This is a genomic window from Occultella kanbiaonis (genome assembly GCF_009708215.1).
GTDB lineage: Bacteria > Actinomycetota > Actinomycetes > Actinomycetales > Beutenbergiaceae > Occultella > Occultella kanbiaonis.
Map to the genome: position 1 here is coordinate 3892752 of NZ_CP046175.1, position 21490 is coordinate 3914241.

The window sequence follows — 21490 nt, forward strand, 5'->3', positions numbered from 1 at the left end:
CTCGCACCCGACCACGGAGGTCTTCGTGACTCAACGATGACGCGCCTTTGACGCCTTAGGGGTCGTCGTCGTCTTACTGTTCTGATCGTCGAGGAGCGCTTGGGTTTGCGCAGGGCCGCGGAGCGGTTCCAATGGTGCTGAGCCACTGCGATCGCGTTCTGGAGATGACCGACGGTCGCCTGAAGGAGTTGTGACATGACCACCCGCGAAAAGCAAGGCAAGACCGAAGGCTCGGTCAGACCCGCCTGGCTGGCCTGGACGGTGCGCGCAGTCGCGGCCGCGGGCCTGATCGTCGTCGCCTGGGTCTTCCTTACCGAGTGGGGCGCTGTCACGCACGGCCACCCGCTCTACCCCGTCCTGCTCGGCCTCACAGTGCTGGGCGCCGCGCTTGCGATGTGGCGCAGCTGGCGTCCCCGTGCTGCGCAGTCGGGGTGGCGCTGGGCCGCGGACCTCGTGCTCGTCGTCGCCGCGATCGGGTGGGTCGCGACGATTGCCTGGCTGCGACCGTTCACCGCGGTCGAGCCGGCCCTCGCCGCGATGAACTCGGACGCCCAGGTCACGGTCACCGAGACCGCCACACAGATCGAGCTGAACCCCACGGGCGACGTCAGCGGCACGGCGGTGTTCTTCCAGCCGGGCGCCAGGGTCGAGGCCCGCGCCTACGCTGCGATCCTGCGACCCCTGGCCGAAGCCGGGTACACGGTCGTCATCGCCAAACAGCCCCTCGGCATCGCGTTCCTCGCTGCCGGAGCGTTCGACGACGCCCGGGCCGCCTACCCCGACGCAATGCGCTGGGTCGTCGGCGGCCACTCCCTCGGCGGGGTCGTCGCGTCCTCCGAGGCAGACGCCGCGGACTCCGACACCACCGCGCCCGTCGCTGGACTCCTGCTCTACGCCTCCTACCCTGCGAACGACGAAAGCACCACCCTCACCGCGCAGGTCGAATCCATCTCAGGCTCGCGAGACGGACTGTGCACCCCCGAGATGATCGACGCCGCCAAGGCCGACCTGCCCCAAGAGACCAACTACACCGTGATCGACGGAGGCGTCCACGCCTACTTCGCCGACTACGGCCCACAACCCGGCGACGGCACCCCCACGATCTCCCAAGACGACGCCCGGCAACAGATCTCCGACGCCACCGTCCGGTTCGTCAACAGCCTTACGCCTTAGCCCGGCCTACGATCGGGCGTTCCGTGAGGGTGCTGTCCGGATCGTCGAGGAGACTGGGGAAGCCGATCGCCCAGATTGCAGGTGACCTTGGCGTGAACACTCTGCCCGCGCACACAACGTCACGGGGAAGCACGGCTAGCGAGCGAGCCGCTCCACGATCGCTCCGTACAACCACGGGAGTCCCGCGGCCGCCGGCATGATCGCGGCCCGCGCGGGTGAGGTGGCCAAGCCCACGAGGCCGCTGGTCAGGACACGGTAGTCACGGGTGGCCTCGGTCCAGGCACGTTCATAGGCTCGTGGGTCGTCGTCGAGCGTGGCCACGGCCGCGCGTGCCTGGGCGAAGCCCACGCGCAGGCCCTCACCGGTCAGCGCGTCGACATAGCCGGACGCGTCACCGACGAGCCGGATCCGGCCCAGGGCCCGGCGACGGGAGCGCTGCCGCAGCGGGCCCGCGCCGCGAACCGGACCGAGCGGCTCCGCCTCGCGCACCCGCTCCCAGACCTCGGGGAACGTGGCGAGCGCGGCGGTGTAGTCGATGCCCGCCGGGCCGAGCAACGCCACTCCTACGACGTCATCGGCGACGGGCGTCACGTACGCCTCCACACCGGCGCCCCAGTGCACCTCGACGAGGTCGGTCCAAGCCTCCACCCTGAAGTGCCGGCGCAGTCCGAACCGGCGGCGGTCTCGCCGTCCTCGGGACACGACTGCCAGTCCCGACGCGCGCCGGGCGGTCGAGTGCAGGCCGTCGCACGCGATCAGGAACCGCGCCTCGATGCCGGCCGCCCGTACGCCGTCGGGCGACTGGGCGATCCGATCGACCCGGGCCCGAACATGCGTCGCACCGAGTTCGATGCAGCGGGCGTACAGGTCTGCGTGCAGGGTGGTCCGTCGAACGCCCCGACCGGGACCGGTCACGAAGAGGTGGTCGACATGCCGGTGGCTGTCCCGGTAGCTGATCCCGGTCAGAGGATGCCCGGCCGGATCGACTCCGAGTCGGCGCAGCCCGGCCAGGGCGCCGGGCATCAGACCCTCGCCGCACGCCTTGTCGACGGGGCCGCTACGTGGCTCCACCACGACGACCTCGCGGCCGGCGAGCCGGGCCTCGATCGCGGTGGCAAGTCCGACTGGCCCACCCCCGACGACGAGGATCTCCGTGCGGGTTCCCGGCTCGCTCACGGACCCGCTCGCCCCGTCGCCGCTCCGTCTGTCCGGGTCGCGCCGGCGAGCGCTCTTTCCTCGGCCGGGATCCGGAACCCCAGCAGCAGCAACGCATTGAGCACGGTGAAGACCGCGGCTGTGACCCACGCGGTGTGGATCAGCGGGAGCGCAAGGCCCTCCACGACCACCGCCACGTAGTTCGGGTGACGCAGCCAGCGGTATGGCCCGACGACGACGAGTGGAAGCCCGGGCACGACGATGATTCGGGTGTTCCACCGCTCGCCCAGCGTGGCGATGCACCACCAGCGCAGAGCCTGGCTCGCCAGCACCGCCACCAGTGCCGTCCACCCGAGGGCCGGCAGGAACGGACGGTCCGCGAACCACACCTCGGCCACGCACGCGATCAGCAACCCGGTGTGCAGGGCGACCATGGCCGGGAAGTGGCCGCGACCGCTCTCCACCCCGCCGCGACCGAACGCCCAGCTCGCGTGCCGGGCCGAGACAACCAACTCCAGGAGTCTTTCCAGGGCTGTCGCGGCGACCACCACGACGAACAGGATGAACGCCGGGCTCACTCCGGCACCCCCCACCGCAACAGCACCAGTTCCGCGCACACGCCCGGCCCGAACGCCAACAGCACCCCGTAGGAGCCGGGAGCGGGACGATCCAGTTTGAGTGTCTCGTCCAAGACGTGCAGCACCGACGAGGAGGACAGGTTACCGACCGCCGCGAGCGACGAGCGGCTCACCTGCAGGTCACCCTCGTGCAGGTCGAGCGCGGCGGCGACCGCGTCGAAGATGCGCGGCCCACCCGCGTGCACGATCCACGTGGTCACATCCTCACGGGCGAGCGAGTGCTCGGCGAGCAGGATCGACACGTCGCCGGCGAGATTCTCGGAGATCACCTGCGGCAGCCCGGCGGAGAGCATGATGGCGAAGCCGGTGTCCTTGATGTGCCAGCCGAGGTCGTCCGCGGTATCCGGGTAGAGGCAGCTGCGACTGCCCAGCACGTCCGGCCCACCCTGACCGACCCGACCGGCCGGGTGGTTCTGCCCTGTCAGCACCACGGCGGCGGCACCATCCCCGAAGAGAGCGCTCGAGACGAGGTTCGCCGTCGAGTCGTCGCCCCGCTGGAACGTGAGCGAGCACAACTCGACCGACACCAACAGGGCGACGTGGTCCGGGTGACCGGCCAGGTAGTCATGCACACGCGCGATCCCGGCGGCCCCGGCCACGCAGCCCAGACCGAACGACGGCATCCGCCGGACGTCGTTGCGCAGCCCGAGCCGGCCGACCAGCGCGGCATCGATGGACGGTGCCGAGATGCCGGTGACCGATGTGAACAGGAGGAAGTCGACGTCGGCGGCCGCGATCCCGGCGCGGCTCAGCGCCGTCCGGCACGCCTCCTCGGCGAGCGTCGTGCCCTCGGAGATGAACAGATCGTTGGCGCGGCCGAACGATGTCAGTTCGGCGTACTGCTCGAGCGGGAGCGCCAAGTGTCGGGTGCGAACCCCACTGGAGCGCTGCAGCCGGGTCAGCGCGGCACGCCGCACCGGGTCACTGGTGAGCAGCGGACCGATCGTGTCGATGATCTCCTGCTGGGGGTGCGCGCGACCGGGAAGCGCGGGACCGACGGCAACGAGGCGCGACATCGTGGCATCGTGTCACGCAGTTCACTCGTCGGCACCACCAACCGACGCCGCACCGAGCCGGCTCTACGGAGGAGAACGCGTGAGGTCTTGGACCCGCATCGCCCGTGGACTGGGCTCCGCCAGCCATCCGGGCCCGACTGTGGTCGTGACCCTGCTCGCCGCGGCGTTCGCCGTCGGTGTCGGGGCGGATCCAGCACGGGCCGTCCTGGTCACCCTGGCCGTGCTCACCGGGCAGCTCTCGGTCGGATGGTCCAATGACTGGATCGATGCCGAGCGCGACACCGCGGTCGCCCGTGATGACAAGCCCGTCGTCGCGGGCCTGGTGTCGGTCAGGACCCTTCGCCGCGCCGCGCTGCTGGCGGTGTCCGCGTGTGTCGTCCTGTCCTTGGCCACAGGCTGGGTCGCCGGCGCGGTGCACCTGGCCGCGGTGGCCAGTGCGTGGTCGTACAACCTCGTCCTCAAGGCCACCCTGCTCTCCTGGGTGCCCTACGCCGTCTCGTTCGGCCTGCTGCCCGTCTTCGTCGTGCTGGCCTCAATCCCTGGCGCATCGACCGCCCCGTGGGCGGTCATCGCGACGTCCTTGCTCGGTGTCGGCGCGCACGTGGCGAACACGCTGCCCGATCTGGAGGACGACCGCCGAACCGGTATCCGCGGCCTGCCGCACCGGGTCGGGCGAGCCGCGGCGAGTCTGCTGGCGCCGATGGTGCTCATGCTGGCGACGGTCATCGTCGTCCTGGGACCCGACCGACCACCCGGACCGGCCGTCTGGATCGGAGGCATCATCGCCCTCGTCCTGGCCGCCTCCGCCGGGGTCGTGGCCAGGAGCCGGACGCGCAGCCGGCTGCCGTTCGCGCTGAGCATGGCGGTGGCTGCGGTCTGCGTCGTGCTGCTCGTGCTGGCCGCACCCGAAGTCGCGGTGCCCGGGTGATGCTCGGAGCAAGGTCCTAGGACCGGGCCGCCTGCTCCACCCGGTCGAGGGCGCCGCGTCCGGCCGCCGAGATGCTCGCCTGGCCGAGCACCCGGGTGCCGTCGTAGACGACGATCGACTGCCCGGGTGCGATGCCCCGCAGCGGCGTGCCCAGCCGGGTGGCCAGGCCTGCGCCGTCGACACGGACCCGGGCCGGCACCGGGTCGCCGTGCGCGCGCACCTGCACGGTCACGTCGGTCCAGTCGGCCGGGTCGACGTCGTCGGCGAGCCACACCACGTCCCCGGCGGCGATCTCGGTGACGGACAGCAGCTCGCTCGGTCCGACGACGACCCGGTTCGCCGTCGAGTCCACCTCGAGCACGTAGCGGGGCTTGCCGTCCGCCGCCGGGGCGCCGATGCCCAGGCCCTTGCGCTGTCCGACGGTGAAGCCGTAGGACCCCTCGTGGCTGCCGACCACCTGCCCGTCGGTGTCGACGACCTCACCCGGCTGCGCGCCGAGGCGAGAACGTAGGAAGCCCCGGGTGTCGCCGTCGGCCACGAAGCAGATGTCGTAGGAGTCCGGCTTGGCCGACACGCTCAGCCCGCGGCGGGCGGCCTCGGCGCGCACGTCGTCCTTCGACGGGGCGTCCCCGAGCGGGAAGATCGACCTGCCCAGCCGCTCGGACCCCATCACCGCGAGCACGTAGGACTGGTCCTTGAGCGGGTCAGCGGCGCGGTGCAGCTCGCGCACCCCGCCCGGTCCCTCGGCGATCCGGGCGTAATGCCCGGTCGCGACGGCGTCGAAGCCCAGCGCGAGTCCGCGGTCCAACAGGGCGGAGAACTTGATGTGCTCGTTGCAGCGCACGCACGGGTTCGGGGTGCGGCCGGCCGAGTACTCGGACAGGAAGTCCGCGACCACGGTGTCCTCGAACTCCTCGGACAGGTCCCACACGTAGTACGGGATGCCGAGCACGTCGGCGGCACGGCGGGCGTCGGAGGCATCCTCGATGGAGCAGCACCCGCGGGAGCCGTTGCGGTGCTGGGCGCGGGACCGGGACAGCGCCATGTGCACACCGACGACGTCGTGCCCGGCGTCCACGGCACGAGCGGCGGCGACGGCGGAGTCCACGCCGCCGGACAGCGCGGCCAGGACGCGCATCAGCGGCTCCCCCCGGTCATGGTGCCGGTCGCCGCGGCGGTGGGTGCCGCCGTCGGGGTCCGACGCGGGGCGTGCGCCGCTCGGGCCCGCTCGACCACGTCGGGCAGGACCGCGAGCAGCGTGTCCACGTCCGAGTCGGTGGACGTGTGCCCGAGGGTGAGGCGCACGGCGGAGCGGGCGCGCTCGTCGTCGTCACCCATCGCGGCCAGCACGTGCGAGGGCTGCTGGACGCCGGCCTGGCACGCGGACCCGGACGAGGCACAGACCCCGACCATGTCCAGCCCGAACAGCAGCGCATCCGCGTCGGTGCCCTCGATGGTGAAGTGCGCGTTGCCGGGCAGCCGGCGCTCACCCGACGGGGTGCCGCGCAGGGTGGCGCCCGGCACCGCCTCGAGCACGCCGGCCACGAGCCGGTCCCGCAGGGCCGTCAGCCGGGCGGTCTCCTCGGTCAGGTCGGCGACGGCGGCCCGCACCGCGACCGCGAGCGCGCGGATCCCCGGGGTGTTGACGGTGCCCGAACGCACGCCGCGCTCCTGCCCGCCACCGTGCAGCACCGGCGTCATGGTCAGGTCACGCCGGGCCAGGAGGGCGCCGACCCCGATCGGAGCACCGAGCTTGTGCCCGGACAGCGCGAGCGCGGCAAGCCCGCTCGCCGCGAAGTCGATCGGGACGTGCCCGACGGCCTGGACGGCGTCGGAGTGCACCGGCACCCCGTGCGCGGCCGCGAGCGCAGCCACCTCGGCGACCGGCTGGATCGAACCGACCTCGTTGTTCGCCCACATCACGGAGATCACCGCTGTGCGCGGGCCGGCCACCTGGAGAAGGTGGGCGACCTCGTCGAGGCGGATGACGCCGTCGGGTCCCACCGCGAGCACGGTCAGGTGCGCGCCCTCGCGTTCGGCGAGCCAGTGCGCCGCGTCGAGCACCGCATGATGTTCGACGGCGGAGATCGCCACCCCGGTCGCCTCCGGTCGCGCTTCGGTCGTCGCGAACCACGCGCCCTTGACAGCGAGGTTGTCCGCCTCGGAGCCGCCCGCGGTGAAGATCACCTCGGTCGGGTGGGCGCCGAGGTCGGCCGCGATGGACTCCCGGGACTCCTCGACCACACGCCGGGCGGCGCGGCCGCGAGCGTGCAGCGAGGAGGGGTTGCCCAGTTCGAGGGCGGCCTCGGCGAAGGCGGCCGCCACCTCCGGGCGCACGGGGGTCGTGGCGGCGTGGTCGAGGTAGACGGGAGGCGTGGTCACGGTCCACCAGTCTACGTTCCGCGGCGCGGGGCCTCCGTGGGCGGGTTCGGACGGCGGCGGAGTGCCGTGCCGCTCCCGGGCCGCCCGCTCGCCGCATGCGCGAGGTCGGACCCGAGGCCGATGGGCAGTTCTGCACGGGCCCCGGTGCGGCGCCGTCCGTGCGAGCCCATACGCTCTGGGCACGTGCCCGAGCACCGAGGGCGGCGGGATCGACGAGCAGGGGGCGGCGTGAGCGAGACGAACGATCCGGGCAGGCAGACCTCCTCGGGCGCCGGGTCGGGTTCGGGTGGCGGGCCGGGCTACGGCGTCGGTGAGAACTACGGTGGCGCACCCTCCCCGTACGGCGCGGCGGCGCCCGATCCGTATGCGGGTGCCGGGGCGGGTGGCTCGGGGCCGACGCCGGCTGCCGGCTCCCCCGACCCCTTCGGTGGCGGGCCGGCGCCCTGGGATCAACCCACGGTCGGCAGCGGCGGCGGCGCGAACCCATCCCCGTACGGCATGGACCCCGCCCAAGCGCACGGCTCGCCCTACCTGCAGCCGGGCGGTTACGTCCCACCGAGCACCCGCTCCACCGGGCGCACTGGCTGCCTCGTCGCCGCCGTGATCGTCGGTGCGGTCATGGTGCTCGTCGTCGGCCTGATCGTCGCCTTCGTCGTGGCGCTGGGCCGGACGAGCGGCTCGGAGCCCACGCCCGACCCGCCGGCGACCACGGACCACCTGACCGAGACCTGGCTCGCGACGCCGCAGGACCTCTCCCCCGGCGTCGGCGCCGACACCCAGCTCGGCATCGGCGTCGACGGTGCGTTCACCGGCCCGTCCTTCATCGGTGGTGAGAGCGCGTGGATCGTGACCCTCGACGACGCCGGCAGCGCGCCGTTCGCGGTCGCCGGACTCGACCCGGCCACCGGGGCGCCGCTCTGGGAGCACGACCTGCCCGGGGTGCTCTGCGGCGACGCCGAACTCGACGCCGTGATCATGTGCGTCAGCCGCGACGGCGGCGCCTGGCAGGGGCACGTGATCGACGCGGCCACCGGGGAGATCCGGCTCACCTGGGCGACCGACCTGACCAGTGCCGCGACCGTGCACCACACCGCCGCCGGGCTGATCGTGGTCGGGGACAACGGGCCACAGGCCCCGCACGCGCGGATCAGCTTGCTCACCCGGGAGGGCGCCACGGCCTGGAGCGTGGACCTCGCCGACATCCCCGGCGGCGAGTCGCTGTTCAGCGACTTCCTGGCCAGCGACCTGGGCAACTCGGACTCCGACGACGCCGAGGCGACCCTGGAGCGACCGCGCTGGCGCCAGCTCGACGGCGGCCTGATCATGCTGTGGTCCACGCCGGGCGCCGCGATCATCGACCCCGCCACCGGAACCGTGTTCGCCCACGAGTGCCGCCGCGCCACTGTCGCAGGCTCGGCCTACTACTGCGTCACCGACGCCGGCATCACCCGGCACGACCTCGACGGCAAGGTGGTGTGGACGCTGCCTGGCCTGACCCTGACCCACCCGTCGGACATCTCGCCGGGCCGGCCGGTCGCCTACGACGAGTCGAACCACGCCATCGTCGGCGTCGACTGGGACACCGGCACGGTCACCAACACCGTGGCCACCCTGGCGCCGTCGTCGGGCGGCTTCGTGCCCGGTGTCAGCCCGCTCAGCAGCTCCGGCAGCCCGGAGCATCTGGTCGTTGCCGGCGGCGCGTCCATGATCGCGCTGGCACCGGACTCCGACACGCTCGCCTGGACGTGGGAGCCGGAGGACGGCGGCTACATCGGTGACGTGTACGTGGTCGGGGACCTGCTCGTGCTCGACGGCTTCGACCAGGTCGGGTTCGATCCACTCACGGGCGACGAACTCTGGACCGCACGGGTGGACACCGGGATCTACCGGCAGGTGGTCGGCGACCGGGTCGCCACGATCGGGTTCGAGGGCATCGCGCTGTTGGAGCTGCCGTGAGCACCGTGAACCACGCCGCGGTGGTCGGCGGGATCGCCGCGGACCGGGAGAATGTCAGCGTGATGCATGCACTCACCACCGCTGGATCACCGGCTCGCGCCGCCTACCCGATCGTGACCGGGGGCATCGCGCCGGTGGAGGTCTCGTGACCGACCAGACCGACGACGGCGACGACGAGTTCCGCGGCAGCGCACGGTTCCAGGGCGGGGCCCGCTTCGGTGAGGCCCCGGCGGGCACCGACGCCGATGACCCGGCCACTGCGTCGGAGGACGACGAAGCGCCCGGCAGCACCGGCTACACACCCTCCTACGGCACGACGGGCTACACGCCCTCGTACGGGACCACGGACTACTCGCCACCCGCCTACGGCACGTCCGGCTACCAGCCGCCGAACTACAACGCCCCCGCGAACCCCTACGTCGGGCTCGGCGACCCCTCCGAAACCGCCACCGACCCCGTCACGGTCGATCCGCCGTCGACCGTGCAGCCCTGGGCCGCGGCGGGCTCCACCGGCATCGACCCCTCGACGGTGACCACCGGCCCGGCCGAGGACACCCGGGTGGCGCTCGGCCGGATCGAGCCGAAGCGGATCGAGGTGACTCGCGTCGCACCACCCGCCGCCGGTGCGCCGACCCGGCCGGTCACACCCGCGGCCACCGAACCGGTCGTGGTCCGGATGCCGCCCCGCACCGATCGCGTCCACCCTGTCGTCCGCAGACGGAACCAGCGCCGGACCCGCCGCTTCATCGCGGTCGCGTCGGCCGTGGGCGTCATCGGGATCGCCCTGCTGATCGTTTTCCGGCTCGCCGGCGGCCCGTCCGGGGCGTTCGACAGCCGCCCGGACATCGAGGGCGACGCCGACCCGTTCGACACCCGCTGGGAGGTGACCGCGGACACGCTCCTGCCCGGGGCGTCGGAGTTCCTGCCGGTGAACTCCGCCGACTGGTTCGAGTACCGCGCCCCGTACCTGATCCCCGGCGACGACGCCTGGGCCGCCATCGTCAACGACGCCACCATCAGTGTCGCGGACGACGCCGACGTCGTGGCCGCGGACGTGGTCGCGTTCGACCCCGAGACCGGGGCCCTGCTCTGGGACGCGCCGCTGCCCGGCGGCCTGTGCGCGGAACGTCTCACGGATGCCCAGGGACTCGTCTGCCTGGGTCGCACAGACGACGACGGATGGGCGATCACCCTGTTCTCGATGGACGACGGAGCGATCATCGCCACGCACCCGGTGGCCGATATCGGCCAGCCGTGGAACGTGCACCTGAGTTCGGCCGGGCTGCTCGTCATCACAGAGGGCTCCCCTGGGGAGTTCACGACGCTGAACCTGCTCTCGGTCGCCGACGGCACGCTGACCTGGTCCCATGACCTGGCCGACCTGCCGGACACCGAGGACCTGTTCCGGGAGGACGACTCCACCGGCCGAATCCGGGTGGTCCCGTATCTGCCGATCTGGCGGGACGTGGGCGCGAACACGTTGCTGTGGGCCTCCTCCGTGACGCTCCACATCGACCCGCTCACCGGCGAGCTGACCCCCCGCCAGTGCTACGAGCTCGCCGTGGTCGAGGACACCTTCGCGTGTGACTCGATCGACGGGACCACCCGCTTCGCGGCCGACGGCACCGAGCTGTGGCACTCCGAGCAGATCCGTCTGGAGGGGTCGGCGTTCCTGCCGGCCCCGGCGCTGGTGAACACCGGCACCCCGGGCGTCGTGCGGGCCACCGACTGGGACCGCGGCGGCGTGGGCGACCCCCTGCTCGAGTACTCGCTGCCGCAGTCCACGAACCTCTCCGGCACCGCGCAGTACCCCTTCTTCAACACCGAGTCCGAGCTCGTACTGCTGAGCGAGGACGGCGGGTCGACGCGCTGGATCACGCAGATCCGGAACATGAACTCCATCACGGACGTCGTCGTCGTCGAGGACGTCGCGATCGTCACCGGCTACATCTCCTTCGGCCTGGACCTCGGCACCGGGGAGATGCTCTGGTCCCGGGACACCAACGGCGACATCCACCTCGTCGACGGCCGGCCCGTCTCGTTCAGCTACAGCGGGTTCGCGCTGCTCGAGCTCCCGGAGGCGTGAGCGGACTCAGCCGCCGAGGAACGCCAGGGCGCCGCTGACCGCCTCGCGGCCGGCCCGGTTCGCACCGATCGTGGATGCCGACGGGCCGTAGCCGACCAGATGCAGGCGCGGTTCGGCCGCCACCTGGGTGCCGGCCATCTCGATGCCGCCGCCATGGCCGCGCAGGCGCAGCGGGGCCAGGTGGTCCAGCTGCGAACGGAACCCGGTGGCCCAGAGGATGGCGTCGGCACGCTGTTCGGAGCCGTCCGCCCAGCGCACGCCGGTCGGGGTGATCTCGGTGAACATGGGCCTGCGGTCCATGACCCCGCGCTCGGCGGCGGCGCGCAGTGTCGGGGTCCAGATCAGACCGGTCACGCTGACCACGCTGCGCGGCGGCAGGCCCGCTCGGACCCGCTCCTCGACGAGCGCGACGGCCCTTCGCCCGGCGTCGGGGTCGAACTCGTCGTCGCGCCAGACCGGCTCCCGGCGGGTCACCCAGGTGGTGGCGGCGACGTGGGAGATCTCCTCCAGCAACTGCACCGCCGAGATGCCGCCGCCGACGACGATCACGTGCCGGCCGGCGAACTCGTCGGCGCTCACGTAGTCGGCGGTGTGGAGCTGGCGGCCCCGGAACGTCTCCTGGCCGGGGTAGATCGGCCAGAACGGCTTCGTCCAGGTCCCGGTCGCGTTGATCACGACCCGGGCGGACACCCCGCCGCGGTCGGTCGACGCGAGCAGCCGGCCGCGCGGGTCGTCGTCGGTGCGGGCGACCCGGTGCACGTGCACCGGCCGCAGGATCGGCAGGTCGAAGTCGCGCTCGTAGTCCCCGTAGTAGGAGGGCACCACCTCCCGCGACGGCGCGCACGGGTCCACCTCGGGCAGCTCCCGCCCGGGCAGGTCGTGCACCTTGTTCACCGTGGCCATCCGCAGGGTGCGCCACCGGTGCCGCCAGGCACCGCCCGGCCCCGCCTCGCCGTCGAGCACCACGAACGTGCCCGACGGCGGCCGGTCGCCGTCAGCGGTCGGCGTCGCCGTCGCGGGGGTGAGTCCGCGACGGCGCAGGTGGTACGCGGCGGACAGCCCGGCCTGACCGGCGCCGATCACGACGACGTCGGCGCTGCTCGGCAGCGGCTGGGCCGCATCGAACGCGCCCTCATCGATGGTCGACGGCGGAGCGTGCGTGGGCTGCGCGGTCGCCGCGGTCTCGGGTCGGGTAGCGACCGAGCGGCCGGCGACTCCTGGATGCTCGCGGGTCAGGTCGGTGGTCACGTCCGTCTCAACCAGTCCGCCACGGCGGATCTTCCGGACCCCAGGTCTGCCCGGCCGACTCGATCCGGACGCAGTGCCCGGCACCGGCACGCTCACCGCCCAGTTCTTCGGTGAACACGCAGATCCCGGTGCCGACGTCCAGGCGCACCCGGTAGGCGTCGGCGTAGTCGCCCTCGCGCTTGCGCCAGTTGTCGGCGAGATCGGTCGTCTCGTTCGGGAGCAGGGCGCAACAGGAGCATCGCGGGTCGTAGGCAGGGGTGGTGCGGAGCACGGCCTCCCAAGCGGGGCGGCCCTCGTGCTCGACGGCACGGACCTCCTCGATCGCGGTGCCCGGCACCACCTCGCCGGCCACCAGTGCCGCGAGGGCGTCGGGATCGTCCTGGTCGTGCTGCCCGTCGGTGAGTTCGATCGGATCGAGCATCGCGACCCAGTGGTAGTTCTGGTACATCGGCGCGTCGTGGTCGAAGCGGTCGGTGCGGCGTCGCCGGACGAGACCTGCGCCGTCGATGACCGTCTCGGCCAGGCGGCGGGACTGCTGCTCGCGGTACCGCTCGCCGGCAGTCCTCGCGCGGTGGGCGGGATCGGCGAGCTCGGGTTCCCGCGCGAGAGCCTCCGCATCGAACGCGATCAGGAAGCCATTGGACGACCCGACGACCTGCCTCTCGTCGAGGAGCTCCCGGCCGTCAAGGGTCTCGACCCGGATCCGGTTCGGGCGCTCCATCCAGGCGCGGACGGGCCCATCGGAGTACAGCCCGGTCCAGCGCGCTGTGAGTGTCACGGTGCGCCAGCGCCACGGCGAGGACCGCGCCAGGGCACGGAAATCCTCGACGTCCGGGACCGTGGGTGCGAGCGACATCGGACCATTGTGGGTGGTCCGCGGGACGATTGCAGCAGCAATTCCGGCGGCCACACCGCCGTGGCTGCGGCGCGCGAGAGGCCCACCTCTACCGCGCGGATCCACTCGAACCGCAGCGGCGCATCTATTGCGTATCCGCAGTAACTGCGGCAGACTGGATACGTCCCCACGAGCCGTAATCACCCGGAGGTCGCCGTGTCCACCGAGAACCGCCTGCAGACCGCACTCGAGCAGGCACGCGCCGAGCTCGACGCGTGCGACCCCTCGTCGGCGGCCGGCTCCCTGCCCCACCTGCGTGCCGCCGTCGGGCATCTCGCCGACGCCGTCGACGAGGCGATGGCGATGGCCGTCCTCGAGGAGGGCACCTCACTACGTGCGGCCGGCGCGATGGCCGGCCTGTCCGAGAACGCGGTCCCGCCCCGCCTTGGCCGCACGGCCGCGCTCGCCTCGTACCGCGACGCCAGCGGGCGGGTCTCCGCCCGGGGCGTCGAGCGGGCCCGGTATGACGTGGAGCGCGGCGACTACTCCCCCGCCCCCGAGGCCGACCGCGAGCCCATGCGGTTCCGGCCGCGCCGCCCCGATTGAGCCGCACCCGACCCGGGCCGCCACCGGCGCCGACCGCAACCACCCGACACCAGCCACCGATACCACCCCCACCGACGAAGGGACCCGTCATGACCGACCAGAACTTCACCCACATCGCGTTCCTGCTCGACCGCTCCGGCTCGATGCAGTCCATCAAGTCCGACACCGTCGGAGGCTTCGACGCGTTCATCGCCGAGCAGCGTGGCGAGCCGGGCCGGTGCACGGTCTCCCTGGCCCAGTTCGACAACGAGTACCAGGAGGTCTATGCGGATCGACCGATCGCCGACGTGCCCTCCCTCGAGCTGGTCCCGCGCGGAAGCACGGCCATGCTCGATGCCATCGGACGCCTCATCAACGCCACCGGCGCCCGGCTCGCCGCCCTGCCCGAGGCGGAGCGGCCGGGCACCGTGATCGTCGGCATCATGACCGACGGCCTCGAGAACGCCTCGAAGGAGTTCAGCCGCGCCCAGATCAAGGCGATGATCGGCGAGCAGACCGACCGCTACGGCTGGCAGTTCCTGTACATGGGCGCCAACCAGGACGCGATCGAGGTCGGCACCGGGCTTGGCGTGGACCCGGGCCTGGCGGTCACCTACTCCTCGACCAAGGTCGACGCGGCGATGCGCATGACCAGCAGGAAGGTCGCCGGGGTGCGCGCCGCCATGGCCGCAGGCATGGCCGCACCGGCCGCGCGTGCCGCGCACGGCTACACCGAGGCGGAGCGCGCCGAGGTGGGCGAGGACGGCTGAGCACTCGACGCGGCTTGGGCCACCGAGTCGCCGGCCGCGGCCAGGGGCTCGGTCACGCGACGCTCCGTCGGGACGTCCTGTGGTCCGGGCGCCGATCGCGACACCGCGGAGCCGGTTCGCAACTGCCCGGCGACGATCGCACTGAGCGCCAGCGCGAACCCGAGGAGCTGTGCGGGTTCGAACCGCTCCCCCAGGACCAGCGCACCCAGCGCCGCGGCAACGACCGGGGAGAGCAGCGCGAGCATCGCGGCCGATGTCACCGGGATCCGCCCGATCCCGGTGAACCACAGTGTGTACGCGAGCAGGCCGCCCACAAGTCCCAGCCACACGTAGCCCGCCACGGCGGTCGCGTCGATGCCGGTCGGCACGCCCTCAACGATCAGCGTCAGCGGGAGCAGTGCCAACCCGCCGGCAGTGAGCTGCCAGCCGGCGAACGCGAGCGCCCCGGCCGGCCTGCCCCAACGCTTCGTCAACGTGACGCCGAGCCCCATGGAGGCGGCTCCGGCGAGTCCGGCCGCGACTCCGAGCAGGTCCGGTACGGCGTCCGCGCGCAGCACCACCAGCGCCACCCCCACGATTCCGACCACGCCCCAGCCGAGCCGCCAGGCGGACCAGGCCTGGCCGAGCAGGACGACCGCGAGCACGGCCACGATCAACGGCTGGCCGGCGCCGAGGGTGGCGGCGAGGCCTCCGGGCAGCCGATAGGCCGCCACGAACAGCAGCGGGAAGAATGCGCCGATGTTCAGGACGCCGAGCACCGCGGCGCGCCACCACCAGGAGCCTCGGGGCAGGGTGCGGGAGAGCGCCACGGCCAGCAGGCCAGCAGGCAGGGCGCGCATGAGGGCGGCGAAGAGTGGCGCATCCGGTGGCAGGAACTCGGTCGTCACCAGGTAGGTCGTGCCCCAGACGAGCGGGGCGAGGGCCGTGGCCATGGTCATGGACAGGCGTCGCATCGCAATCTCCTCAACGTTGAACTATTCAACGTGAAGCACTGTAGGATGACCGGAGTCGGTTCGTCAAACAATTCAACGTCAAACAGTTCAACGTCAAGGAGATGCCGTGCAAGACGCCGTGGATGCCCGCCTGCACCAGTGGAGCGTGGTGCGGCCCGATCTCGACGTCTCCGCCATGGGGGTGATCGGCCGCCTGTCCCGATTGACCCGACTGCTCGAAGGCAGCCTGCAAGAGGTCTTCGATGCTCACGGTCTGCAGCCCGGCGAGTTCGATCTGCTCGCCACGCTGCGGCGAGCGGACCCGGAGGGCACCGGCCTGACCGCGGTGGCGTTGGCCCGCGCGGCAATGAGGACCTCCGGGGCGATCACCAATCGCCTGGACCGTCTGGTCGCCAAGGATCTGGTGCGCCGCGACGTGGACGAGGCCAATCGCCGCGCCATCCTGGTCACCCTCACACCGAAGGGGCGCACCGTACTGGACGCCGCCCTTGCCGATCACGTCGCGAACGAGGAGCGTCTGCTCGCCGCCCTCGGGGCCCCCGAACGCGAGCAGCTGGCGAACCTGTTGCGCACCCTCCTGCTCGCCCACGGCGACCAGGCACCGCCGGCCTGACCCCCTGACCGTTCCTCCGGGTGAGGCGGAACTCGTCGTGCGGCTAGACCGCGGTGTGCGGCGCGACCATCGGTGCACCGATCCGGTTGATCCGATCCGTGCCCCACGCGCCCAGTGGCGCGAGAGCGGCGTTCAGCGCGACGCCGGCCTCGGTCAGGGAGTACTCCACGCGCGGCGGTACCTCCCGGTACACCTCGCGATGCACCAGCCCGTCCACCTCCATCTCCCGCAGGTGCTGGACGAGCATCTTCTCGCTCACCCCGGGCAGGCCACGCTTGAGCGCGGAGAATCTCCGGGTGCCGTTGTCGAGCTCCCACAGGATGAGCGACTTCCACTTGCCGGTGATCACGTCCATGGCGGCGTCGATGCCGCAGAGGTAGGGCCCCTGCCGTGGGCCGGGCGGCGCCGTCTCAACGGACTCGTTCTGGGCTGTGACCTCGATACTTACCATATGGTGAGTATCGCACTATGAAGTGGGTACTTGTGTGGTGGTGCGCGCTCGCGCAGGCTCGACGAGATGACTCCCACAACTGCCCCGCCGCCATCCGCATCGACCATATCCACGACGCCGATCACCGCGGCGTCCGACTCCTCCACCACCCCCGACTCCCCCGCGCAAGCGCGGGTGAGCGTCCTGGGACTCGGTGTGATGGGCAGCGTGCTGGCCAGCACGCTGCTCGCCGCCGGGCACCGGACCACCGTCTGGAACCGGACCAGTGGCCGGGCCGACCCGCTGCGTGCCGCGGGCGCGATCGTGGCCGGCTCGCCGGCCGAGGCGATCTCCACCGCCGACGTGGTGATCGTCTGCCTGTTCGATCACGCCTCGGTGCACGAAGTGCTCGACCCGCTCGTCGACCACCGCACCGGCATCGACCTCATCAACCTCACCACCACGACGCCCGAGGAGGCCCGCGAGCTCGCGGCCTGGTCCTCGACCCGCGGCATCCACTATCTCGACGGCGGCATCATGGCCGTGCCGGCCATGATCGGGCAGGACGGTTCGTCGATCCTCTACAGCGGGGCACCCGAGGTGTTCGAACGGCACGAACAGCTCCTGCGCAGCTGGGGCAAGGCCACCTACTTCGGCGGAGATGCCGGCCTGGCCTCACTGGAGGACCTTGCGCTCCTGTCCGGCATGTACGTCATGTCCGCAGGACTGCTGCACGGCATGGCGATGGTCGGCTCCGTGGGTGTCAGCGCGAGCTCGTTCGTCACTCGGGCCCAGCCCTTCCTGGCCGCGATGACCGAGACCTTCCCGGCCTTCGCCGAGACCATCGACAGCCGGCGGTACGACGCGCCCGAACGGCAGAGCCTGGAGTTCTCCGACCTCGGCAAACTCGTGCGGGCCAGCACCGAGGCCGGCATCAGCCCGGCGGTGGTGCAGATGGTGCAGGACCTGATCATGCGCCAGCGCGACGCGGGCTTCGGCGACGAGGACTTCTCCCGCATCTACGAGAGCATCGCCCACCCGCTCACCACCGAATCGAGTGCACCGTGACCGCCCGAACCGAGACCAGTACACCCCGTCGGCCCGCCACCACGGCTCCCGTCACCGTGCTCGGCCTCGGCCCGATGGGCCAGGCAATGGGCCACGCCCTGCTCGCGGCCGGCCATCCGGTGACCGTCTGGAACCGGACACCGGCACGGGCGGACACCCTCGTCACGGCCGGGGCGAGGATGGCACCGGACCCGGGCTCCGCCGTCGGGAGCAGTGGGCTGGTGATCCTCAGCCTCACCGACTACCAGGCGATGTACGACATCCTCGGCGGCCACACCGACGCACTGCGCGGACGACTGCTCGTGAACCTCAGTTCGGACACCCCGGAACGCACCCGAGACGCCGCGGCCTGGGCCAACGGCCACGGCGCCCGGTTCCTGACCGGCGGCGTGATGACGCCCCCGCCGACCATCGGCGCGGAGGGTGCCTACGTCTACTACAGCGGACCACGCCCCGAGTTCGAGGCGCACTCGGCCACCCTGTCCGTGATCGGCGAGCCACGGTATCTCGGCGAGGACCCGGGGCTCGCCCAACTCCTTTATCAGGCACAGCTGGACGTCTTCCTGACGGCGTTGGCCGGCCTCCTGCACGCGACCGCGCTCGCCGGCAGCGGCGGCATCAGCGCCGCCGAGTTCGTACCGCAGGCCCTGGAGACGCTCACCGGCATTCCCGCGATGATCGAGGACGGTGACGCGCTCGGGACCGCGCTGGACGCACGTTCCCATCCGGGCGACCTCGCCACGACCACCATGATGGGCGCCACCGCCGATCACATCGTCGCCACCTCGGCCGCCGCCGGCCTGGACCTCGTCCTGCCCGACGCCGTGGCCTCGCTCTACCGGCGCGCCATCCGGGCCGGCCACGGCGCCGACAACTGGACCTCGCTGATCGAGGTGATCCGCGGAGCCGAGCTCACCGCAGCCGCGCCCTGAGCCAGGCGAGGGCGATCTCCCCCTGGGCGCGCTGGAACGCGCGCAGGTGGGGGATCCCCGGTGGCGGCTGCTGCAGGGAGCCGTGCACGAAGAACCCCGTCACGGCCGCCACCACCGCGGTGACCGCGTCCGGATCGGCCCCGAGGCTCAGCGGGTGTGCCCGCCAGATCTCCTCGGGCTCGCCGCCACCCTCGAGCCCGACGCTCGGCAGCATCAGCACCAGGTCCACCCACGCGGCACCCGAGGCTGCGTAGGGCCAGTCGACGGCGAGCAGCCGGCCACCGGATCGGATCATGTTGTCCGCGCGCAGGTCACCGTGCACCAGGGCGTCACCGGCCACCGCCTCGCGCCAGCCGTCCGCGGACGCGGCCAACGGCTCGAGGTTCGCCGCCACCCACGGATCCCAGCCGGCCAGCGGCTCGCCCGACTCCAGCAGCCGACGCCACTCCCCGAACGTGTCCGCCTCGTTCAGCGGGGTGATCAGCTCCACCCGAGGGGCGCTCACCCGGCCGAGCGTGGCGAGCAGCTCCAGCGCCTCGCGCAACTCGTCCGGACGCCACGGCAGCTCCGGCCCCGGGCCGTCCGCGGCGTCATAACCGAGGGCGATCCACTCGCCGTCGTCGAACGTCCAGCGCAGCCGGGGCGCCGGCACCTCAGGCGGCAGGACGGCAGCCACCGCCGCCTCCTGCCGGTACAGCTCGGCGCTGCGCTCGTGGAAGCTCGTGGCGACCGCCTTCACGAACACCCGCCCACCATCGGCCGTGACCAGCGTGGCGGCCATGCCGGGGCTGTACCCGCCCTCATGGCTGCGCGCGGTGACCACCTCGCCGGTGCGCTCGGAGACCAGCGAGCGGACGTCGTCGGGCAGGTCGGCCCAGGCGAGCCGCGTCCGGCTCACGAGAGCGCGGCAGCGTCGCGGCGGGAGCGGATGGCGGCCGCGGCGGCGGGCAGGATCTCGTGCAGGTCCCCGATCACCGCGAAGTCGCTGATCTCCACGAGCGGTGCCTCGGAGTCGGTGTTCACCGCGATGATCGTGCGGGCGGCCTGCATGCCGCCGTGGTGGTGCGGCGCGCCGGAGATGCCGGCGCCGATGTAGACGCGCGGGGCGATGGTCACACCGGTCTGGCCGACCTGGGCGTCGTGCCCGATCCAGCCCTCGTCGACGGCGTCCCGGGTGGTCCCGATCGCGGCGCCGAGGGCGTCGGCGAGGTCCTCGACGGGCCCGAAGTCACCGGCGGTTCCCCGGCCACCGGCGACGACGATGGCCGCCTCGGCGAGCGCCGGCCGGACCACCCCGCTCGCGTCCGCGGAGACCTCGTGCACCACCCGGTCGAGGAGTTCCAGTCCGGCCGGTGCCGCGGCGCTCACGGGCAGCCGCTCGACGACGGCCGCGCCCGGTGCGGCGGCTGGCTCCGCCGCAAGCGCGTTCGGGCGCAGCGTCACCACGGCACGGTCGGTGGTGATCGCGCACTCGGTGTCCCAGGTGCCGGCGAACACCCGCTTGCCGCCGACCAGGCGGCCACCGTCGTCGGCGAGCGACGTCACGTCGATGAGTAGGCCGGCGCCGGTCCGCCACGCCGTGTGCGCGGCGATCTCCTTGTTCACGAACGAGGACGTCAGCAGCACCAGGGCGGCCCGCACGTGCTCGACGGCGGCGGCCACGGCGGCGGCCGCCACCACGGGGATCTCGCGCGGGGCGTCGCCAAGGTCGGCCTGCAGCACCCGGTCGACGCCGGCTTCGGCGAGCTGGTCCAGCGCCCGCCGGTTCGGCTCGGTCAGGGTCAGCGCGACCACCTCGCCCAGCGTCCGGGCGAGCGTGAGTGCCTCCAGCGCGGGTGAGCGCAAGGCTGCGTCGGCTGTGTTCTCGACCAGTACGAGGACGGTCCGGACGGCGGTCTCGGTCACGGGGGTCACCACTCTCAGATGAGGTTGTTGCTGATCAGGTAGTCGGCGAGCGCACGGCCGCCGGCACCGGAGTCGGTGACGATCTCCGGCTCCGGCCGGGGCGGCCGCGGCTCGGCCCGGACCACCTCGGTGCGGGCGGTCGAGGCGGCGTCGGCGAGGCCGAGCTCGGCGGCGCCGAACACCTCGATCTCCTTGGCCCGGGCCGCCATGATGTCCTTGAACTTCGGGAACCGCGGGGTGTTCGCGAGGTCCGTCACGGCCACCACCGCCGGCAACGTCGCGCGCAGGGTCTCGGTGACGCCGTCGAGTTCGCGCCTCGCGGTGAGTGCGCCACCCGAGTAGGTCAGTTCCTGCACCACCGTCAGCTGCGGCAGGTTGAGGGCAGCCGCGAGCAGGGACGGCACCACCGCGCCGAGCCCGTCCAGCGCCGCCATGCCGGTGAGGACCACGTCCACGTCACCGATGCGCCGGATGGCAGCCGCGAGCGCCGTGGCGGTGCCGAAGTAGTCCGCACCGGCCAGCGCGTCGTCGGTGATCCGGACGCCACGGTCGGCGCCCATCTGCAGGGCGCGGCGCACGGCGTCCGCGGCGACGTCCGGGCCGAGGGTGAGCGCGATGATCTCGTGCTCACCGTCACCGGCTGCGGCCACGAGCGCGAGCGCCGCCTCGACGGCGTTCTCGTCCACCTCGTTCATGGTTCCGTCGTCGGCGCTACGAATCACCCGGCGCTCGGCGGTGAAGCCGCGCGTGGATTGCAGGTCCGGGACGTGTTTGACACAGACTACGATTCGCATAGTCACAGCCTGCCACTGCGGGG

Annotated in this window: 22 protein-coding genes; 10 read left to right on the forward strand and 12 right to left on the reverse strand. The window is 72.4% G+C overall.

The window, feature by feature from the left end; translation table 11 throughout:
• The first annotated feature begins 195 nt into the window (after positions 1-195).
• Entirely contained in the window at positions 196-1173 is a 978-nt protein-coding gene (locus GKS42_RS17950) for an alpha/beta hydrolase (RefSeq protein ID WP_154795068.1), read from the forward strand.
• A 135-nt stretch (positions 1174-1308) separates the two neighbouring features.
• On the opposite strand, the gene GKS42_RS17955 is transcribed toward GKS42_RS17950, so the two are convergent.
• Genes GKS42_RS17955 through GKS42_RS17965 form a run of 3 tightly spaced genes read right to left on the reverse strand, consistent with a single transcriptional unit; the run spans position 1309 to position 3982 of the window.
• On the reverse strand, positions 1309-2349 hold the full coding sequence (locus GKS42_RS17955; RefSeq protein WP_154795069.1) for an NAD(P)/FAD-dependent oxidoreductase: 1041 nt from the start codon (positions 2347-2349) through the stop codon (positions 1309-1311).
• Positions 2346-2906, reverse strand: coding sequence for an isoprenylcysteine carboxyl methyltransferase family protein (locus GKS42_RS17960; RefSeq protein WP_232847729.1), 561 nt, complete (start codon positions 2904-2906; stop codon positions 2346-2348). The genes GKS42_RS17955 and GKS42_RS17960 overlap by 4 nt, the downstream gene beginning before the upstream one ends.
• Positions 2903-3982, reverse strand: a complete 1080-nt coding sequence (locus tag GKS42_RS17965; RefSeq protein ID WP_154795070.1) for a type III polyketide synthase — start codon at positions 3980-3982, stop codon at positions 2903-2905. The genes GKS42_RS17960 and GKS42_RS17965 overlap by 4 nt, the downstream gene beginning before the upstream one ends.
• 79 nt (positions 3983-4061) lie before the next feature.
• Between GKS42_RS17965 and GKS42_RS17970 the strand changes: the two genes are divergently transcribed.
• Positions 4062-4910 (forward strand): UbiA family prenyltransferase, encoded by an 849-nt coding sequence (locus tag GKS42_RS17970; RefSeq protein ID WP_232847730.1) that lies wholly within the window; start codon positions 4062-4064, stop codon positions 4908-4910.
• Positions 4911-4926: 16 nt separating this feature from the next.
• Here the strand turns inward: GKS42_RS17970 and mnmA are convergent, their stop codons facing one another.
• Both mnmA and GKS42_RS17980 read right to left on the reverse strand, forming a co-directional pair.
• Positions 4927-6048, reverse strand: coding sequence for a tRNA 2-thiouridine(34) synthase MnmA (gene mnmA / locus GKS42_RS17975; RefSeq protein WP_154795072.1), 1122 nt, complete (start codon positions 6046-6048; stop codon positions 4927-4929).
• Positions 6048-7292, reverse strand: a complete 1245-nt coding sequence (locus tag GKS42_RS17980; RefSeq protein WP_154795073.1) for a cysteine desulfurase family protein — start codon at positions 7290-7292, stop codon at positions 6048-6050. Before GKS42_RS17980 ends, mnmA begins: the two co-directional genes overlap by 1 nt.
• 228 nt (positions 7293-7520) lie before the next feature.
• Between GKS42_RS17980 and GKS42_RS17985 the strand changes: the two genes are divergently transcribed.
• From GKS42_RS17985 to GKS42_RS17995, 3 genes are read left to right on the forward strand one after another with little or no spacing between them, the layout of a single operon-like run.
• Complete coding sequence (locus GKS42_RS17985; protein ID WP_168217887.1) at positions 7521-9248, forward strand: PQQ-binding-like beta-propeller repeat protein; 1728 nt, start codon at positions 7521-7523, stop codon at positions 9246-9248.
• Positions 9245-9397: a hypothetical protein gene (locus tag GKS42_RS17990; RefSeq protein ID WP_154795075.1), complete on the forward strand. Its 153-nt coding sequence runs from the start codon at positions 9245-9247 to the stop codon at positions 9395-9397. Before GKS42_RS17985 ends, GKS42_RS17990 begins: the two co-directional genes overlap by 4 nt.
• Complete coding sequence (locus tag GKS42_RS17995; RefSeq protein ID WP_154795076.1) at positions 9394-11334, forward strand: outer membrane protein assembly factor BamB family protein; 1941 nt, start codon at positions 9394-9396, stop codon at positions 11332-11334. Before GKS42_RS17990 ends, GKS42_RS17995 begins: the two co-directional genes overlap by 4 nt.
• 6 nt (positions 11335-11340) lie before the next feature.
• Here GKS42_RS17995 and GKS42_RS26605 read toward each other — a convergent pair whose 3' ends face one another.
• Both GKS42_RS26605 and GKS42_RS26610 read right to left on the reverse strand, forming a co-directional pair.
• Positions 11341-12474 (reverse strand): NAD(P)-binding domain-containing protein, encoded by a 1134-nt coding sequence (locus GKS42_RS26605; protein ID WP_435529676.1) that lies wholly within the window; start codon positions 12472-12474, stop codon positions 11341-11343.
• 115 nt (positions 12475-12589) lie between these two features.
• Complete coding sequence (locus GKS42_RS26610; protein WP_154795077.1) at positions 12590-13438, reverse strand: hypothetical protein; 849 nt, start codon at positions 13436-13438, stop codon at positions 12590-12592.
• A 195-nt stretch (positions 13439-13633) separates the two neighbouring features.
• On the opposite strand from GKS42_RS26610, the gene GKS42_RS18010 reads away from it, so the two are divergent.
• Positions 13634-14023: a hypothetical protein gene (locus tag GKS42_RS18010; RefSeq protein WP_210769211.1), complete on the forward strand. Its 390-nt coding sequence runs from the start codon at positions 13634-13636 to the stop codon at positions 14021-14023.
• A gap of 89 nt (positions 14024-14112) precedes the next feature.
• Complete coding sequence (locus GKS42_RS18015) at positions 14113-14772, forward strand: vWA domain-containing protein (RefSeq protein WP_154795078.1); 660 nt, start codon at positions 14113-14115, stop codon at positions 14770-14772.
• Here the strand turns inward: GKS42_RS18015 and GKS42_RS18020 are convergent.
• On the reverse strand, positions 14730-15725 hold the full coding sequence (locus GKS42_RS18020; RefSeq protein ID WP_210769212.1) for an EamA family transporter: 996 nt from the start codon (positions 15723-15725) through the stop codon (positions 14730-14732). The genes GKS42_RS18015 and GKS42_RS18020 overlap by 43 nt on opposite strands.
• A gap of 106 nt (positions 15726-15831) precedes the next feature.
• Between GKS42_RS18020 and GKS42_RS18025 the strand changes: the two genes are divergently transcribed.
• Entirely contained in the window at positions 15832-16338 is a 507-nt protein-coding gene (locus GKS42_RS18025) for a MarR family winged helix-turn-helix transcriptional regulator (RefSeq protein ID WP_154795079.1), read from the forward strand.
• Positions 16339-16381: 43 nt separating this feature from the next.
• On the opposite strand, the gene GKS42_RS18030 is transcribed toward GKS42_RS18025, so the two are convergent.
• Positions 16382-16789: a winged helix-turn-helix transcriptional regulator gene (locus GKS42_RS18030; protein ID WP_154795080.1), complete on the reverse strand. Its 408-nt coding sequence runs from the start codon at positions 16787-16789 to the stop codon at positions 16382-16384.
• A 66-nt stretch (positions 16790-16855) separates the two neighbouring features.
• On the opposite strand from GKS42_RS18030, the gene GKS42_RS26270 reads away from it, so the two are divergent.
• Together GKS42_RS26270 and GKS42_RS26275 are read left to right on the forward strand one after the other, a co-directional pair.
• A complete protein-coding gene (locus GKS42_RS26270; protein ID WP_154795081.1) occupies positions 16856-17836 on the forward strand; it encodes an NAD(P)-dependent oxidoreductase in 981 nt (326 codons plus the stop codon).
• Positions 17833-18768, forward strand: coding sequence for an NAD(P)-dependent oxidoreductase (locus GKS42_RS26275; RefSeq protein WP_232847731.1), 936 nt, complete (start codon positions 17833-17835; stop codon positions 18766-18768). The genes GKS42_RS26270 and GKS42_RS26275 overlap by 4 nt, the downstream gene beginning before the upstream one ends.
• On the opposite strand, the gene GKS42_RS18045 is transcribed toward GKS42_RS26275, so the two are convergent.
• From GKS42_RS18045 to GKS42_RS18055, 3 genes are read right to left on the reverse strand one after another with little or no spacing between them, the layout of a single operon-like run.
• The gene (locus GKS42_RS18045; protein WP_154795082.1) at positions 18749-19666 is read right to left on the reverse strand and encodes a phosphotransferase family protein; all 918 of its coding nucleotides are present in this window, start codon (positions 19664-19666) and stop codon (positions 18749-18751) included. The genes GKS42_RS26275 and GKS42_RS18045 overlap by 20 nt on opposite strands.
• Entirely contained in the window at positions 19663-20673 is a 1011-nt protein-coding gene (locus tag GKS42_RS18050; protein ID WP_154795083.1) for an electron transfer flavoprotein subunit alpha/FixB family protein, read from the reverse strand. The genes GKS42_RS18045 and GKS42_RS18050 overlap by 4 nt, the downstream gene beginning before the upstream one ends.
• A 14-nt stretch (positions 20674-20687) precedes the next feature.
• On the reverse strand, positions 20688-21467 hold the full coding sequence (locus GKS42_RS18055; protein ID WP_154795084.1) for an electron transfer flavoprotein subunit beta/FixA family protein: 780 nt from the start codon (positions 21465-21467) through the stop codon (positions 20688-20690).
• Between the last annotated feature and the right edge of the window lie 23 nt (positions 21468-21490).

Bases quoted from the DNA above. Each gene is read 5' to 3' on its own strand.
- GKS42_RS18020 (WP_210769212.1), bottom strand. From the start codon at position 15,725: ATGCGACGCCTGTCCATGACCATGGCCACGGCCCTCGCCCCGCTCGTC.
- GKS42_RS26270 (WP_154795081.1), top strand. From the start codon at position 16,856: ATGACTCCCACAACTGCCCCGCCGCCATCCGCATCGACCATATCCACG.
- mnmA (WP_154795072.1), bottom strand. From the start codon at position 6,048: ATGCGCGTCCTGGCCGCGCTGTCCGGCGGCGTGGACTCCGCCGTCGCC.
- GKS42_RS26610 (WP_154795077.1), bottom strand. From the start codon at position 13,438: ATGTCGCTCGCACCCACGGTCCCGGACGTCGAGGATTTCCGTGCCCTG.
- GKS42_RS18055 (WP_154795084.1), bottom strand. From the start codon at position 21,467: ATGCGAATCGTAGTCTGTGTCAAACACGTCCCGGACCTGCAATCCACG.
- GKS42_RS17950 (WP_154795068.1), top strand. From the start codon at position 196: ATGACCACCCGCGAAAAGCAAGGCAAGACCGAAGGCTCGGTCAGACCC.
- GKS42_RS18030 (WP_154795080.1), bottom strand. From the start codon at position 16,789: ATGGTAAGTATCGAGGTCACAGCCCAGAACGAGTCCGTTGAGACGGCG.
- GKS42_RS17965 (WP_154795070.1), bottom strand. From the start codon at position 3,982: ATGTCGCGCCTCGTTGCCGTCGGTCCCGCGCTTCCCGGTCGCGCGCAC.
- GKS42_RS18015 (WP_154795078.1), top strand. From the start codon at position 14,113: ATGACCGACCAGAACTTCACCCACATCGCGTTCCTGCTCGACCGCTCC.